17 protein-coding genes and 1 pseudogene are annotated in these 13,800 nt (G+C 44.6%); 10 read left to right on the top strand and 8 right to left on the bottom strand.

Annotated features, from left to right (window positions below; genetic code table 11):
• Window positions 1-111 precede the first annotated feature (111 nt).
• Window positions 112-663 carry a Uma2 family endonuclease gene (locus ACM0OZ_RS12610; protein ID WP_414583175.1) on the bottom strand — a complete coding sequence of 184 codons (552 nt, stop codon included), beginning with the start codon at window positions 661-663 and terminating at the stop codon, window positions 112-114.
• 89 nt (window positions 664-752) lie between these two features.
• Here ACM0OZ_RS12610 and ACM0OZ_RS12605 point away from each other — a divergent pair, with 89 nt between their 5' ends.
• Together ACM0OZ_RS12605 and ACM0OZ_RS12600 are read left to right on the top strand one after the other, a co-directional pair.
• Window positions 753-1,262: a DUF2087 domain-containing protein gene (locus ACM0OZ_RS12605; RefSeq protein ID WP_414583174.1), complete on the top strand. Its 510-nt coding sequence runs from the start codon at window positions 753-755 to the stop codon at window positions 1,260-1,262.
• Between the two features lie 121 nt (window positions 1,263-1,383).
• The gene (locus ACM0OZ_RS12600) at window positions 1,384-1,704 is read left to right on the top strand and encodes a DMT family transporter (protein ID WP_414583173.1); all 321 of its coding nucleotides are present in this window, start codon (window positions 1,384-1,386) and stop codon (window positions 1,702-1,704) included.
• A 64-nt stretch (window positions 1,705-1,768) separates the two neighbouring features.
• Here the strand turns inward: ACM0OZ_RS12600 and ACM0OZ_RS12595 are convergent, their stop codons facing one another.
• Together ACM0OZ_RS12595 and ACM0OZ_RS12590 are read right to left on the bottom strand one after the other, a co-directional pair.
• Entirely contained in the window at window positions 1,769-3,028 is a 1,260-nt protein-coding gene (locus ACM0OZ_RS12595) for an RNA-guided endonuclease InsQ/TnpB family protein (RefSeq protein WP_414583172.1), read from the bottom strand.
• Window positions 3,029-3,064: 36 nt separating this feature from the next.
• Complete coding sequence (locus ACM0OZ_RS12590; protein ID WP_414583171.1) at window positions 3,065-3,262, bottom strand: hypothetical protein; 198 nt, start codon at window positions 3,260-3,262, stop codon at window positions 3,065-3,067.
• A 114-nt stretch (window positions 3,263-3,376) separates the two neighbouring features.
• Here ACM0OZ_RS12590 and ACM0OZ_RS12585 point away from each other — a divergent pair, with 114 nt between their 5' ends.
• The 5 genes and pseudogenes from ACM0OZ_RS12585 to ACM0OZ_RS12565 all read left to right on the top strand — a co-directional run bounded on the left by ACM0OZ_RS12585 (window position 3,377) and on the right by ACM0OZ_RS12565 (window position 6,401).
• Window positions 3,377-4,546 (top strand): LLM class flavin-dependent oxidoreductase, encoded by a 1,170-nt coding sequence (locus tag ACM0OZ_RS12585; protein ID WP_414583170.1) that lies wholly within the window; start codon window positions 3,377-3,379, stop codon window positions 4,544-4,546.
• Window positions 4,547-4,604: 58 nt separating this feature from the next.
• Window positions 4,605-5,072 (top strand): annotated as a pseudogene (locus ACM0OZ_RS12580) (SDR family oxidoreductase); the annotation flags it as partial.
• Window positions 5,073-5,234: 162 nt separating this feature from the next.
• Window positions 5,235-5,492 (top strand): 2TM domain-containing protein, encoded by a 258-nt coding sequence (locus ACM0OZ_RS12575; protein ID WP_414583169.1) that lies wholly within the window; start codon window positions 5,235-5,237, stop codon window positions 5,490-5,492.
• 116 nt (window positions 5,493-5,608) lie between these two features.
• Entirely contained in the window at window positions 5,609-5,920 is a 312-nt protein-coding gene (locus ACM0OZ_RS12570) for a DUF3181 family protein (RefSeq protein WP_414583168.1), read from the top strand.
• Between the two features lie 262 nt (window positions 5,921-6,182).
• Window positions 6,183-6,401, top strand: a complete 219-nt coding sequence (locus ACM0OZ_RS12565; protein ID WP_414583167.1) for an acetyltransferase — start codon at window positions 6,183-6,185, stop codon at window positions 6,399-6,401.
• A 232-nt stretch (window positions 6,402-6,633) separates the two neighbouring features.
• Here the strand turns inward: ACM0OZ_RS12565 and ACM0OZ_RS12560 are convergent, their stop codons facing one another.
• From ACM0OZ_RS12560 to ACM0OZ_RS12540, 5 genes are all read right to left on the bottom strand, one after another.
• Window positions 6,634-6,963: a YdhR family protein gene (locus ACM0OZ_RS12560; protein WP_414583166.1), complete on the bottom strand. Its 330-nt coding sequence runs from the start codon at window positions 6,961-6,963 to the stop codon at window positions 6,634-6,636.
• Between the two features lie 267 nt (window positions 6,964-7,230).
• The gene (locus ACM0OZ_RS12555; protein ID WP_414583165.1) at window positions 7,231-7,695 is read right to left on the bottom strand and encodes an ABA4-like family protein; all 465 of its coding nucleotides are present in this window, start codon (window positions 7,693-7,695) and stop codon (window positions 7,231-7,233) included.
• 189 nt (window positions 7,696-7,884) lie between these two features.
• A complete protein-coding gene (gene cobW / locus ACM0OZ_RS12550; protein WP_414583164.1) occupies window positions 7,885-8,931 on the bottom strand; it encodes a cobalamin biosynthesis protein CobW in 1,047 nt (348 codons plus the stop codon).
• A gap of 306 nt (window positions 8,932-9,237) precedes the next feature.
• Entirely contained in the window at window positions 9,238-9,465 is a 228-nt protein-coding gene (locus tag ACM0OZ_RS12545; RefSeq protein ID WP_414583245.1) for a type II toxin-antitoxin system HicA family toxin, read from the bottom strand.
• Window positions 9,465-9,683 carry a type II toxin-antitoxin system HicB family antitoxin gene (locus tag ACM0OZ_RS12540; RefSeq protein WP_414583163.1) on the bottom strand — a complete coding sequence of 73 codons (219 nt, stop codon included), beginning with the start codon at window positions 9,681-9,683 and terminating at the stop codon, window positions 9,465-9,467. The genes ACM0OZ_RS12545 and ACM0OZ_RS12540 overlap by 1 nt, the downstream gene beginning before the upstream one ends.
• 258 nt (window positions 9,684-9,941) lie before the next feature.
• On the opposite strand from ACM0OZ_RS12540, the gene typA reads away from it, so the two are divergent.
• From typA to ACM0OZ_RS12525, 3 genes are all read left to right on the top strand, one after another.
• Window positions 9,942-11,732, top strand: a complete 1,791-nt coding sequence (gene typA, locus ACM0OZ_RS12535; RefSeq protein ID WP_414583162.1) for a translational GTPase TypA — start codon at window positions 9,942-9,944, stop codon at window positions 11,730-11,732.
• A gap of 385 nt (window positions 11,733-12,117) precedes the next feature.
• Window positions 12,118-12,714 (top strand): TetR/AcrR family transcriptional regulator, encoded by a 597-nt coding sequence (locus ACM0OZ_RS12530; RefSeq protein ID WP_414583161.1) that lies wholly within the window; start codon window positions 12,118-12,120, stop codon window positions 12,712-12,714.
• 388 nt (window positions 12,715-13,102) lie between these two features.
• On the top strand, window positions 13,103-13,792 hold the full coding sequence (locus tag ACM0OZ_RS12525) for a hypothetical protein (RefSeq protein ID WP_414583160.1): 690 nt from the start codon (window positions 13,103-13,105) through the stop codon (window positions 13,790-13,792).
• The last annotated feature ends 8 nt before the right edge of the window (window positions 13,793-13,800 follow it).

The following is a 13,800-nucleotide window of genomic DNA, read 5'->3' as shown; positions in this document are numbered from 1 at the left end:
TTAAGAAAATTAAGATGATAGTGGATGATTTTAACTAACTTACACCACAAGATACTGTTTCACCAGAAGCAGTTTTGCTAGAAATTGTGCTCAGATTTTAGTTGAATTGCCTTAGCCGTTGATAATTTGCACTACCGAAACGGAAACATCAGGGAATGCAAGCGGTTGAATTGTTCCCCCAGTGAGTGTGAGTTTTGTGGCGTACTCTCCATCTAAAGGTTCTCGAAACACCACCAAGTGTAGCTTTTTGAGGTTGACAACCCAATATTCTCGGATACCGACTTCTGCGTAGATTTTGCTTTTTGTCTCTAAATCTTTTTCTAAACTGGAGTTACCATACTCAATCAGCCAGAAGATATTTTCTGGATAAGGGTGATGCTCTCGATACTCGCGCCCTAAGCGTTGGACAATAGCAATATCTGGTTCAGGTTCCGAATCGTTGGGCAAAGTGATAGGCTTGGCTTGACGTATTGTGGTACGGTTGCCTAACAACTGGCTTAGATACTCAGCGGCTTCATGACTAGAATAAGCATGGGGTTCCCCTTCCGGCGACATTTCGACAATTTCTCCCTTAAGTAGCTCAACTTGGCGATCGCTCAAAATGCCAGCGTCAATCATGCGGTGATATTCGTCAATCGTCCACTTAGCAGCGATAACGGTCATGGCGATTGATTCCTCCCAATGATTCTTTTTATTTTCTCATCTTAAAGCGGCTGCAACTCATTGCACTCTCGACTCAGCACCCGTTGTCAATGCAAAGACGCTTTACGAGTCTGGTGCAAATGGTAACGGTAAACTCGTTCAAAGGATTCAATTGCAGAGTTCGTCAGGTAGTCGAATTATTAGAGAGTGCGAAACTTTTACTTACAGTGTTGAAAGCAGAAAGCCCTATGCCTACGACACGCTTCCGCGAACGGCTTTTACCCGTGGGGCGTGTTAATATCTTGGAGAGTAAGGTGCAAGCGATGAAAAATGTCAAATTAGAAGCATGCGAAGAAAAAGTACTCAAAAGTTATCTTGATGGTATAAGCCTCATAAAAATTCCTGCTTCTCGCAAAAAACGCTTGGTCGTCCTCAGGTGGTTAGTCAGAAAATTTGAGCTAGAGGTAACTTATACAGAACGTCAAATTCTAGTTGCTCGTTCAACGGGGTTGGTGGTTTCGGGGGCATCGAACCCCACTCAACCACCCCTCCTATGCCTCCCCACCGCTCCCGGCGGATGGGGTATCTCGGAGGTTTTGATGAAGCAGACTGAGTTGTAGACAATAATCCTACGTTGGATAGTGCGATTGCCCTTTGGGCAGTGGACTTGTCCCAATCGCCCATTTTAAGGAGAAAATCAAGTCACAGTTCCAAGTATTGCAACACGTAAAGGAAGAGTGTATGGCATGGATTTATCTTCTGATTGCTGGTCTGTTTGAAGTTGGATGGGCAATTAGTATAAAGTATTCACAAGGGTTTACTAGGCTCGGTCCCAGTGTCGCTACAATCGCCCTGATGATATTGAGTTTTGGCTTTTTGTCAAGAGCACTCCGCACACTGCCACTTGGCACTGCCTACACTATATGGACAGGTATAGGAGCCATCGGTACAGTTTTTTTGGGTATAATTTTATTTCAAGAACCTATTGAAGTGCGCCGCCTGACTTGCATCGGCTTGATTGTCATAGGTGTCATAGGACTTAGGCTCGTCTCTCCACACTAATCCTCTTCTCCTACGTGACATCCTCCCGCACCAAATCAAAGATTATGGTGCGGGCTTCCTCAAATCACTTTGAGGATTTCCTGGTTACTCTCTTGCGAGATTTCGACACTTGTCTAGACTGATTTTCACTAGTCCCCGATAGATCGTCTGCACAGGCAGTTTCCGTTCCCGCAAGCCCTGCGGTACTAATTAGAGCTATTCCTCTATTTCTGATGATTTGACCGCTAGCAACATCCCTGTCAGTCGTGTAACCACACGCTTGACAGTTATGTACTCGTTGACTCAAATCTTTTCTAACTTCGGCTCCACACTCAGGACACTCTTGACTAGTTCCCCTAGCATCGACAACACCAAAAAACTTTCCTCGCTTCCAGCAAACGTATTTGACGATGGTACGGAACTGTCCAAAGGCTCCGTCTAGCATATGTTTGCCAAACATTCCTTTTGCACTGATGCGGTAATCCAAGTCTTCCATGAAAACCATATCCCCAGCATCACAAAGCGCGTGAGCCTGCTTGAAATGGAAGTGTTTACGAATGTTATCAATTGTATGGTGAAGCCTTGCTACTTTAATGCGGGCTTTCTCGTAGTTTTTCGACCGTCGTTGTTTTCTACTCAGTCTACGTTGCAGCAATTTCAGCTTGCTTTGCAACTGTTTAAAAAACTTGGGCGGTTTTACGAGAACGCCTTCACTTGTTGCCAAGAACTTCTCCAAGCCGATGTCAACCCCAATCGGATGACCGTGCGGCATCGGATCTGGAACTAACACATCGCATTGCAGATTGATAGAGGCGTACCACCTATCGGCTTTCCTGATGATGCGAACTTGCTTGACTACAAATCCGTTAGGGATAGGTCTGTGCAAGTTGATTGGGATTGCGCCAATTTTGGGCAATTTCAAGTGCAAATCGGTTACTGGGCTTTCCTTGAACTGAGGAAACAGCAACGACTTGAATTGCCCGTACTTCTTGAAGCGAGGAAAACCAAATCCCCGTTGTTGAAAATATTCCCACCCTCGGTGCAACTGTTTAATCGCTTGCTGCAAGACTTGAGAAGGTACAAGCGCCAAGCGCGAAAATTCCTTTTTAGCCTTGGGCAATGAATTAAGTTGATTGACCTCGCTAGGGAACTTTAGATCGGCAGGGAGGATATATTCTCGTTCAAGAGAGCATCTATCAATCGGACATTTACGACTATCGCACCAATCTTTCATCTCTCGCAGTGCATAGTTAAATGCACCCCGACAGATTTCCATCCACTCAACCAACGTTTGTTGTTGAGTAGTGTCTGGATAGATTCGATAGCGGTAGTTAAGTGTCAACATATTGAAATTATACTACATTTACTAGATTCGCGCTGTCTAGTAAATGCTTGCAAGGGCGGCATCGAGGAGGCAGCGCGTTGCGAGCAGCGCTGCAGGAGGGGAGCCAGTGCGTTGCGGGGGTTCCCCCCGTTGAAGCATCTGGCGTTTTCCCTCCGCAGGCGACTGCGAGGTTCCCTCTGTTGTAGCGACTGCTGTCCGCACTCGACTCGCTTGGGGTGTCCATGTATCCCCCACCAGAATCTTTGATTTGGTGGGGGTATTATAGCCCCCCAAACCCCCCACTTTGATAAAAAAAAAGATACAAAATGCTGTATACAGCTATTTAGGAGAACCCAGGAGAACCAGAATATGTTTAAGAGCGATGTACCTCGGCTTTCCACCATTAGAACGTACCAGAGAGTATGCGAGGTGGGTTGGTTTGCCGATCTGTGCGGAGGTGACACCGATCGCTTAGGAAAGCTTGATCCCTCTCGGCGTAGCAACTACGAACACTGCCGTGATATTGTACTCACCGCCGATTCTTTAGGCTATAAAAATATTCTACTGCCCACAAGCTATATGTTGGGTCAGGAAGTGTTACCTTTTGCTTCTGCGATCGCATCCCAGATACAGCAGATCAGTTTACTCACCGCAATACGTACAGGCGAGATCCACCCTCCGATGCTAGCACGTCATCTTTCGACGTTAGACCATCTGTTGCAGGGACGGCTCACCGTAAACATCATTAATTCCGAACTACCTGGTCTTGTTGAAGATTCAGAGTATCGGTATCAACGGTGCAAAGAGGTGATCGAGATTCTTCAACAGGCGTGGACGCAAGAAAGGATAGAGCTTCAAGGGCAGATTTATCGCTTTAGCTTACCTAGTTACCCAGTGAAACCGTATCAGCAACATGGCGGACCACTCCTTTACTTCGGCGGTATCTCACCAGGTTCTCGTGAAGTGTGTGCTCAATACTGCGACGTCTTCCTGATGTGGCCTGATACCGAAGAAGGGCTGTTTGAGAGTATGCAGGATCTCTCAAAAAGGGCTGGTACCTATGGACGGTGTATCGATTTCGGACTCCGCATTCATGTAATTGTACGCGAAACCGAGGAAGAAGCGCGTCTATGGGCAAAAACCTTGATATCCGAACTCGACGCATCTCGCGGTGCGCAACTCAAATCTCGCGCTCAAGATTCTCGTTCCGTAGGCGTGTTAAAACAGGATGCTTTGCGATCGCTTGGCGACAAAGACGACTACATAGAGAATAACTTATGGATGGGAATAGGACGAGCGCGTTCCGGATGTGGTGCAGCACTGGTGGGAAATCCCTCCCAGATACTTGAACGGCTACATCGTTATATGGATATGGGAATTCGAGCATTCATTCTCTCCGGCTACCCCTTGATTGAAGAATGTCACTATTTTGCAAAGCTTGTGTTACCTCATTTGCCAAATGTTAAGCTTGCAGAACTTCAAGGACGACTACCTAAGCTACAGCCGATGACACCTCTGACAACAGGAGAAATCCGATAGCCAGCACCTAACGGCTTGACTAAAGTTTCCTTGAAGACGACTCTTTTTAGGAAATGTAAGGAATATAGTGAACAATGCAGGGATAGGAAGATTTGGCGAAGTTGAACAGTACTCTCTCCGTGAATGGCAGCAGCTTTTTGATACCAACGTCACAGGTACCTTTCTGTTTTCCCGTCAAGTCGTACCGCATATGAAGCGGCAAGGAAGCGGACACATTGTCATAGTTGCATCCGATGTATCAAAACGGAGCTGTGAGGGAGGGTCAGCCTACTGTGCAACAAAATTCGCTCAAGATGCCTTTTCAATGGCTTTGCGCAAGGAGGTTCGACGATTTGGCATTAAGGTCAGTACAATCTTTCCCGGTCTGGTTGACACATCATTTCATGCGCAACCTGAGGGAGATCCGGCACATCAAGGATGGCTTCGTGCACACGATGTTGCAGATGCCATCTTTTATATACTCAATGCACCGTCACACGTGGTTATCGATGAACTAATGCTTCATCCACTGATACAGGAGTATTAAGCTGTGTTGACATTTGGCTTGAAATGTGGGAAAAATTACCCACCTAACCCAACAGCTAAGCAGACAGAAAACCTTGCTAGATTTGTCAGACACATATCAATGACACTCGAAAAAATTCTAAAATTAATGAAACACTTGTCTTGTAATCTGTCATAAATATTTATGCCGCCTCGTTGGCCTCGTGAACCTGATCGCAAAGACCCTGCTTACCGTAAGTTAGATGACCGGATGAATTTTGCCGTTCATGTGGCGATATTTGCGGCAATTAATTCCGGCTTGTGGTTTTTCCATAACTTCAATTCCGCTACTTGGGAGTGGCTACCTTGGTTAACAGCTCTTTGGAGCGTAGTACTATTGGGACATTTGATTTATATTTCGGCGATCGCCAACTACTCACAATCACCACCCACATCCACCTGAAGATGGACACCACAGGCTAGGGCGATTGTAACTTGTGGTGGTAGAACTAGTCTAGATATTTGAGCGATAATCTCTTATGAGATGAGAGTTGCCGCTCATTATATAGGATTATTTTTATGGCTAAGACTAACACAACAGAATTACTCGAAGCCCTAGCAGCAGAAATTGGCGAAAACGTTTATATAGATATTGCCAAGTGGCACCTTTACTTATCGGATGCCAAGCTGCATACTCTAGTTGCAGAACAAGTGTATCCCTTAATTACCGCCAGTAAAGCAGTGGAAGAGGAAGAAGTTATACAAGTCCTACAATCTATTCCTGTCAAAATTGGCGGTGGAAGAAGAGAACTTCCTCTGATTGATTTACTACCCCTGCAATGCCAGGTCAACCTAGTAGATATTTTAGAAAAATATCAGCAGGATATGTAATTATACTGCTCTGCTCGTCCCGTAATTTGCTGCTCTCTTTATTTAATAGGCAGTAATAACAAAGTATCAGTTCCATAATAAGTACACCTGAAAAAAACAGCAGACAAGATAGGACTGATAGACAGTGTAGTTTTGTATTTTGTGATTTTTATTAATAGCATCTCTCAGATGAGGGTGTTTTAGCAATCCACCCTAACTGCACCTAAGGCTAGTTTGTCGAAACTTGCCATGGTTTTCGTGTCAATTTATTGAGGCTCTTTCTATGCTTTTACAACTCAAAGATAGTGGTGAATTGGTGAAAGTTATTGATGTCCAGGAATTGATTAACCCTAATCACGATGTTGTGCATGCACAAGAACAAGAAGGTCAAGAAGAGCAACAAGCAGATTCTTATAAAAAAGAAAATCTAGTTTTTCCTTCTGGTGAAAGTTTACCGCGTTGTTGGTTAGATGCTAACTATAGAAACGCCAAAGCGTCGTGACTTCACTTGCTCCTCATAACCTGTACAAATTTGGACAGTTTATGAGTTTATGGCAGACCATTTGTCACGAATAAGCGTGAAGATACAACTAGGTTAAAAACAAAACCCCTTTACCTGCAGATAAAGGGGCTATAGAATATAAGACAGAGATATACCTTTGAATAGGTGCAGGTGAAATCGACTTATGCAGTAGAAGACATAGTCTCCTTCTCAAGCATGGTTACCCTACACCTCATTCTTTTTCATTAGAATCTGTCAGATAGAAAGGAGAATGCATACCTATACTAGCTTCTTTGGTTATATCACCATCGAAAAGCTTTACAGTGAGATTTCCATTGACCTGTTTTGCGAATGGAATCAACAAGGCATCAATATAATTTTGTGCATTCTCCACAGAATCAAATTCATAAAAACCACCAATAGTATTGGTTTTTACACCGCTTAACCAAGTTTTGGATTTTAACCCTGGAAATTTTTTCATTTCTATATTGGCTGGTTTCCAATCAATCTCACTGAAAGGAATAGATACTTGATACTCGGCGTATACAAATACTTGACTCATAGATATTTTTGACCATTACTTGAATTTTTATTCAATTATTTTCTCCTATTAAAGGAGATTGGTCTCTTAGTTTACATAATGATTCAAAATTGGGGGCATCGAAGCCCCAATTTTGACCCGCCTTTCATCCTCACCTAACATTCGTTTAGGTGGTGACTTCTCGGCGGTCTTGTTAAATCCTTCACGCGCAATGCCTTTGGTTCCTTGTGGGGCTTGATTTACAGTGTAGCCGTTACTGTTGAGTATCTGGTGATACCAATCTACGTTCTAAATTGTTTTTTCTGCCACCTCGGCGACTTCACCCTCACCAGGCGGGAAAAATTTCTTTGTTATCCAGTACGTGAAAATGTGAGAAAGTAATCCCAAAGGACCAGCAAACAAGCAAAGTGCCAACGAATGAATTGTCCAAACTCCTGTTTTCTGTCCTTCCAAATAAATATAGCGTCCGGTAAATAAATCCAAGGTCAAAAAATGAATCCAACCAGTTGCAGTCACTTTTTCATCTGCAAAAGCTTGGGCAATAACTGCTAATTCAGGGCTCGAAAAAGCTTGGGCGCTTTCTGGTGTGATACTGGTAACAAACAAATACAAATACGCTGCTGCTAAAGGTACAAAAGGAATATAGGATTCCATAACCCTTTGTGTCACTTTCCATTTTGGTAGGAAAATCATTAATGCCCAAAAGGGTAAAACAAAAAGATTAGCAACGTTGAAAATTTGAACGATAGACATAGTGTTTAAAAGTTAAGAGTTCCAGAAATTGTTAGATTTTAACTTACAAGAGTTAATTATATGAAACTTAAACCACAGATACACATTAGTTATTCATCTGTGTCCACCCCCCCTCATTCCCCCCTCAAGAGGGGGGAAGACAGAGGAAAAACTTTTATTTATTGTCCATCTGTGGTTAAAATTCAAAATCTAATTTGTTAAGCTTATCAGTTGTGACTCAATCTCAAAAGAGTTCAAATCACGACCAATGAAAACTAAACGAGTTTGCCTTGCTTCTTGTGGTTTCCAAGGGCGATCGTAAAATTGTTCAACCCGAGTTCCCACACCTTGCATCACCAAACGCATAGGTTTATTTGGAACCGCCACAAAGCCCTTGATGCGATAAATTTCTTGCTGTTGTGCTAGTGTTTGCAACTGATGCCGCAGTTTTTCTGGGTCAAAGGCACGGTCTAAAATGAGGTTAGTTGAGGTAATCTCGTCGTCGTGGTCGTGTTCTTCTTCAGTATCATGATGACTGGGACGGGTGTCTAGGTTGTCTTCGACTGCAGCTTGAAATCCTAATAGTATAGATGCGTCGAGCTTACCTTCACGACTCTCTACAATCTTCACAACCCTGGGCAACTCTTGTTTAATCAACTCCTCAACTCTTACCTTTGTCTCCCCATCAACCAAATCATTTTTATTCAACACCACCAAGTCCGCACAAGCAAGTTGGTCTTCAAACAATTCTTGCAACGGTGTTTCGTGTTCTAGACTATCATCTGCCTGCCGCTGCGCCTCCACCGCTTCTGGATCACTGGCAAACGTCCCTGCTGCGACTGCTGCACAATCTACCACAGTAATCACAGCATCCACCGTAGCAGCGTTGCGAATTTCGTGCCAGCGAAAAGCCTTCACCAGAGGTTTTGGCAACGCTAAACCAGAGGTTTCAATCAAAATGCAGTCTATGCTATCCCGGCGCTTAATCAGCTGTTGCATTGTCGGCAAAAACTCTTCTTGCACGGTGCAGCACAAGCAGCCATTAGTTAATTCAAAGATATTATCACTGCCATTACCATCTTCTGGGCAAATTTGGCAGGACTTCAACAATTCGCCATCAATACCGAGTTCTCCAAATTCATTGACTAAAACAGCAATGCGGCGTCCCTGGTTATTTTGTAGTAGGTGACGAATCAGGGTAGTTTTGCCACTACCTAAAAATCCGGTGATGATGGTAACGGGAATTTTTGTAGCCATTGTTTAATTGAAATTTTGCACAGAAGCTATGAAATGAGCCTTTTTGCATTTTCCCTGATCACCGAGTCGATTGGAAATCCAGAAGGTGTGACAAAAAGAGCTATGGTACAGAGCTAACATTTAGTCAATTAGGTGTCAGGAGTTGCTTCCAATCCATCATGGAGGTGTTTTGAAAGTAAGGTAGATAATGCCCTACAGCTTCAAGGAACAGGCAATGTCACTTTTCAATTGTACATACCCTCCTAAATAGGATACGGTACTTACTGAATATTCCAAATTTTCATACACGAAGGCACAATTGCTGTTTTATCCAAGCAGTGCTAGGAACTCATCGCGTGTAAGTTCGGCATCACGTAGTATCTTACGTAGCAATCCTTTTCCGAGAGTTTTACCAGCATGAACAGGTATTGTGACAACCCGTCCATCTTCATGTTGCATTCGCACATGGCTCCCCTTTTGTCGAACTACCTGAAAGCCTACTTTTTTGAGGGCACTAATAACTTCTTCACCTGTAAAAACTGGTAGTTTTGGTATCAAATCACTACCTTTTGAATACCTACAAACTCAGGTATCTTTTCATCACCTTCTTCTTCCAGGCAAAGTTCAATAACTTCTTTGATGTTCTCCATTAACTCATCAATAGTTTCGCCTTGGCTATAACAAGCTTTTAGCTGAGGGACTTCCCCAACGTAATATCCATCTTCATCTCTTTCAATAATGACGTAGAATTCCCGCTTAGTAACATCAGTCATGTAACGTCGAACATCCCTTGGTTATGCTTCTATGACTTGATTGTAGGCGATCGCCCTTTAGAAGCAGAGCGGTGGATGGCGCAAAGTGCAATCGCACTCTTCGCGGTTGGTTTCCTAAAAAACACTTGAACTATAAAGAGTTAATATAGAATTATTAAGGCTTGTTTACAGAATTTTCAAAACCACCCGAGTTCTGTTAAAGCATTCCAACTAGATATAAGTTCTAAAGTCCTCTCTAGATTTTATCCAAACGCGCATATGACGCTCCCAATCCGTAACGTCGCCATCATTGCCCACGTTGACCACGGCAAAACAACCCTTGTTGACGCTCTCCTGAAACAATCCGGCATCTTCCGTGAAGGAGAAGACGTTCCGGATTGCGTCATGGACTCCAACGCTCTTGAAAGGGAGCGGGGAATTACAATTCTTTCCAAAAACACTGCGGTTCGGTATGGAGAAACGCTGATCAACATTGTCGATACCCCCGGACACGCTGATTTCGGCGGTGAAGTCGAACGTGTACTCGGCATGGTTGACGGTTGCATCCTCATTGTTGATGCTAACGAAGGTCCCATGCCCCAAACACGCTTTGTTTTGAAAAAAGCCCTAGAAAAAGGACTGCGCCCGATTGTCGTCGTTAACAAAATCGACCGTCCCCAAGCAGATCCCCATGGTGCGATAGATAAAGTGTTGGATCTGTTTCTGGAACTAGGGGCAGATGATGATCAGTGTGATTTTCCGTACCTCTTTGCTTCTGGTTTAAGTGGCTATGCTAAAGAACAGTTAGAAGATGAAGCCAAGGATATGCAGCCGCTGTTTGAAGCTATCCTGCGCCATGTACCAGCACCAGTGGGTGATGCAGAGAAACCACTGCAACTACAAGTAACAACTCTGGATTATTCCGAGTATCTGGGACGGATTGTCATTGGCAAAATTCACAACGGCATTATCCGCATGGGACAGCAAGCCGCTTTGGTGAAAGAAAACGGCGAAACTGTCAAGGCAAAAATCAGCAAGTTGATGGGCTTTGAAGGGCTAAAGCGGATTGAAATCACAGAAGCATCCGCCGGCAATATTGTAGCTGTGGCAGGGTTTGCCGATGCTAACATTGGGGAAACAATTACTGACCCCAACGATCCCCAAGCATTGCCACTGATTAAGGTCGATGAACCGACATTGCAAATGACCTTCTGGGTGAATGATTCACCTTTTGCAGGTCAAGAAGGCAAGTTGGTGACATCACGCCAAGTGCGCGATCGCCTCTTCCGCGAACTAGAAACCAACGTCGCCTTACGCGTTGAAGAAACCGACTCCCCCGATAAATTCCAAGTTTCTGGACGTGGAGAACTGCACCTGGGCATCTTAATCGAAACCATGCGCCGTGAAGGTTATGAGTTTCAAGTATCTCAGCCACAGGTGATTTACCGCGAAGTCAACGGGCAACCTTGCGAACCTTACGAACTTCTGGTACTAGACATTCCTGAAGACGCTGTTGGCAGTTGTATTGAACGACTCGGGCAACGCAAAGGCGAAATGCAAGATATGCAAATGGGTGGTAACGGACGCACCCAGCTAGAGTTTGTCATTCCCGCCCGTGGATTAATCGGTTTCCGGGGTGAATTCATGCGGATGACTCGTGGTGAAGGTATCATGAACCACAGTTTCCTTGACTACCGTGCGCTCTCTGGTGATATTGAGGCTCGTAACAAAGGCGTCTTAATCTCCTTTGAGGAAGGCGTCTCCACCTTCTACGCCATGAAGAACGCGGAAGATAGAGGTGCATTCTTTATTACTCCTGGCACTAAGGTATACAAAGGCATGATTGTAGGAGAACACAATCGTCCCCAAGACTTGGAACTCAACGTCTGCAAGACAAAGCAACTCACCAACCACCGTGCATCCGGCGGTGATGAACTAGTACAGCTGCAAGCGCCAATAGACATGAGTCTAGAACGTGCTTTAGAGTACATCGGACCAGATGAATTGGTGGAAGTCACTCCCCAGTCAATTCGTCTGCGGAAGTTGGCGAAGAAGCTGGCGAAACGTTAGTTCATCATCTAGAGTCAAAAGTCAGTAGTAAAGACACAAGAGTGAAGAAAGAAGACACAATTTCTTCACTCTTCATTCTTTTGGTGGTTGACAGCTTGAGAAAACTTGTTGGTGTGACATCAATATGATTCGTGGACTCGTTTCCCGAATTTCTTACAAGTGAGAAAAAATCATTACCTTGATTCGGAGGTTTTTATTGACTTACTATTCAGTCATAAAATAGAATGTCAATATGACAGCGATATCATCGGGCAAAAAACAGTCATCACAGAACATGGCGGCTGACGCGACCTGATGTTTACGCAAAGGAGGTAAAAATGGATTTGCATCATAAAATTCAAGGAACAGGCGGAGCGATCGCCCAGTTTCTGTGCGAGTAGAAAAAATGCCGCGCACCCCAGCAGAGAATGAACGCATCCGTCGCGCCACTAAAGAGCAGATTCTCACAACGGCGATGACTCTATTTTGTGAGAAGGGCTACTATTCCACGTCGATTGAGGATGTTGCCAAACACGCGAAAATTTCCAAAGGACTGCTCTATCACTACTTCAAAGGAAAGGAGGATCTGCTCGCAGCACTGGTCGATATCCGCATCAACGATGTTTTGGTTGTGATGAATGCGGCAGCAGTAAAGGAAACGCCTGCTGAACAGATTCGGCATATTGCTGAAGGTGCACTAGAAGATGTCCGCCGCCAACCCGAAGTCTTCCGGTTTTACCTAAATCTGTTCACGCAACCGCGACTCGATCTGGTGGTGGCAAAATACAGCCAGAAGTTGATGGACGAGCAAGCCAAGCAGTTTGAAGTTCAAACTGAGATGTTCACAAAGCTTGGAGTCGCAAACCCGAAAGAGCGATCGCTTTACTTTTCCGCAACGCTCCAAGGCATCATGCTAATGTTTTCTACCTATCCAAAGAGCTTTCCGCTTGATGCGCTCAAGGCTCAAGTGATTGCAGAGTTTTGTGGTGAGGCGGATTCGTGAATGCTGACAGTATTAATGTAGGTCAGAACTCAATACTGCTCGGGTTTTGCCCAAAAAACAAAAGTGTGTAGGTTGGGTTGAGGAACTCTACCCAACATTTGGGACGCTTTGTTGGGTTTCACTTCGTTCTACCCAACCTACAAATATTCTTTAGGACTTACGCACTGTACAAATTTCTTATCTTATGCATTCACGAGAATATGTCGTTTGAGGCTTTTCTCAATCCTCCTTTAATCAATGGCGATCGCTTAAAAAGCGTCGAAAAATCGAGATTGAATGTCTGAAATCCACATAACATATTTGCCATTTTCTGTCAATGCGTAATTCCTATTCTTAACCGAGCAGTATTGGGTCAGAACTGTAATGTTGAGTCAGAGTGAGGGAACTTATGGTTTGGCAAGAGGTGATTGAAGGGGCGGATGTGTGGGTACACGAGTATGGCGTTATCGGTTACAGCCAAGTCAACGCTTTCGCCGTCCTCCTTGAGGATAAAACTTTAGCTGTCATCAGTCCACCAACAGGAATGTCTGAAGAGGACTTCGCAGCGATTGAGGAAAAGGGTCGCATTAGTGCACTTGTAGCGCCGCACTCTGGGCATGACCTTGGTCAAGCCGAGTGGCAAGCCCGCTACAGTAGTGCGAAATCCTATGCTCCAACCGCCGCATTGAGCCAACTTAACGCCCTTGGACTACGCCCCTTTGCGGGCTTGTCAAAGTTGTCTTCTACATCGAGCGTCGAGTTTCGAGAGGTTTTAGGAACAAAGAAGGGCGGAACCCTAGTGATTGTGCGTCGAGGCAGACGACCAATTGTCTACCTGGATGAATTGATTGGTAACTGGGCATCGCTACCGGAAGCATTCATAGCTAAGTTGCTGTTCTGGCTGAGTGACAGTGCACCTGGACTCAAAGTCAATCGTGTGTACTCAAAGCTGTTCTGTACCGATGTGCAGACTGTGGCTCAGACAGTGATTGATGCTCTGGACGACGATCCTGCGATCGTGCCTGCACATGGAGCACCACTTGTTGATATGGGAGATGCTGCGCGTGTGCGGACACTTGTAGAGCCATTGGCAGGATAGCAATGTGA

The organism is Scytonema sp. PCC 10023, from assembly GCF_963920835.1.
Lineage (GTDB): Bacteria > Cyanobacteriota > Cyanobacteriia > Cyanobacteriales > Nostocaceae > Kalymmatonema.
This window is presented reverse-complemented; position numbering and strand designations above follow the sequence as displayed.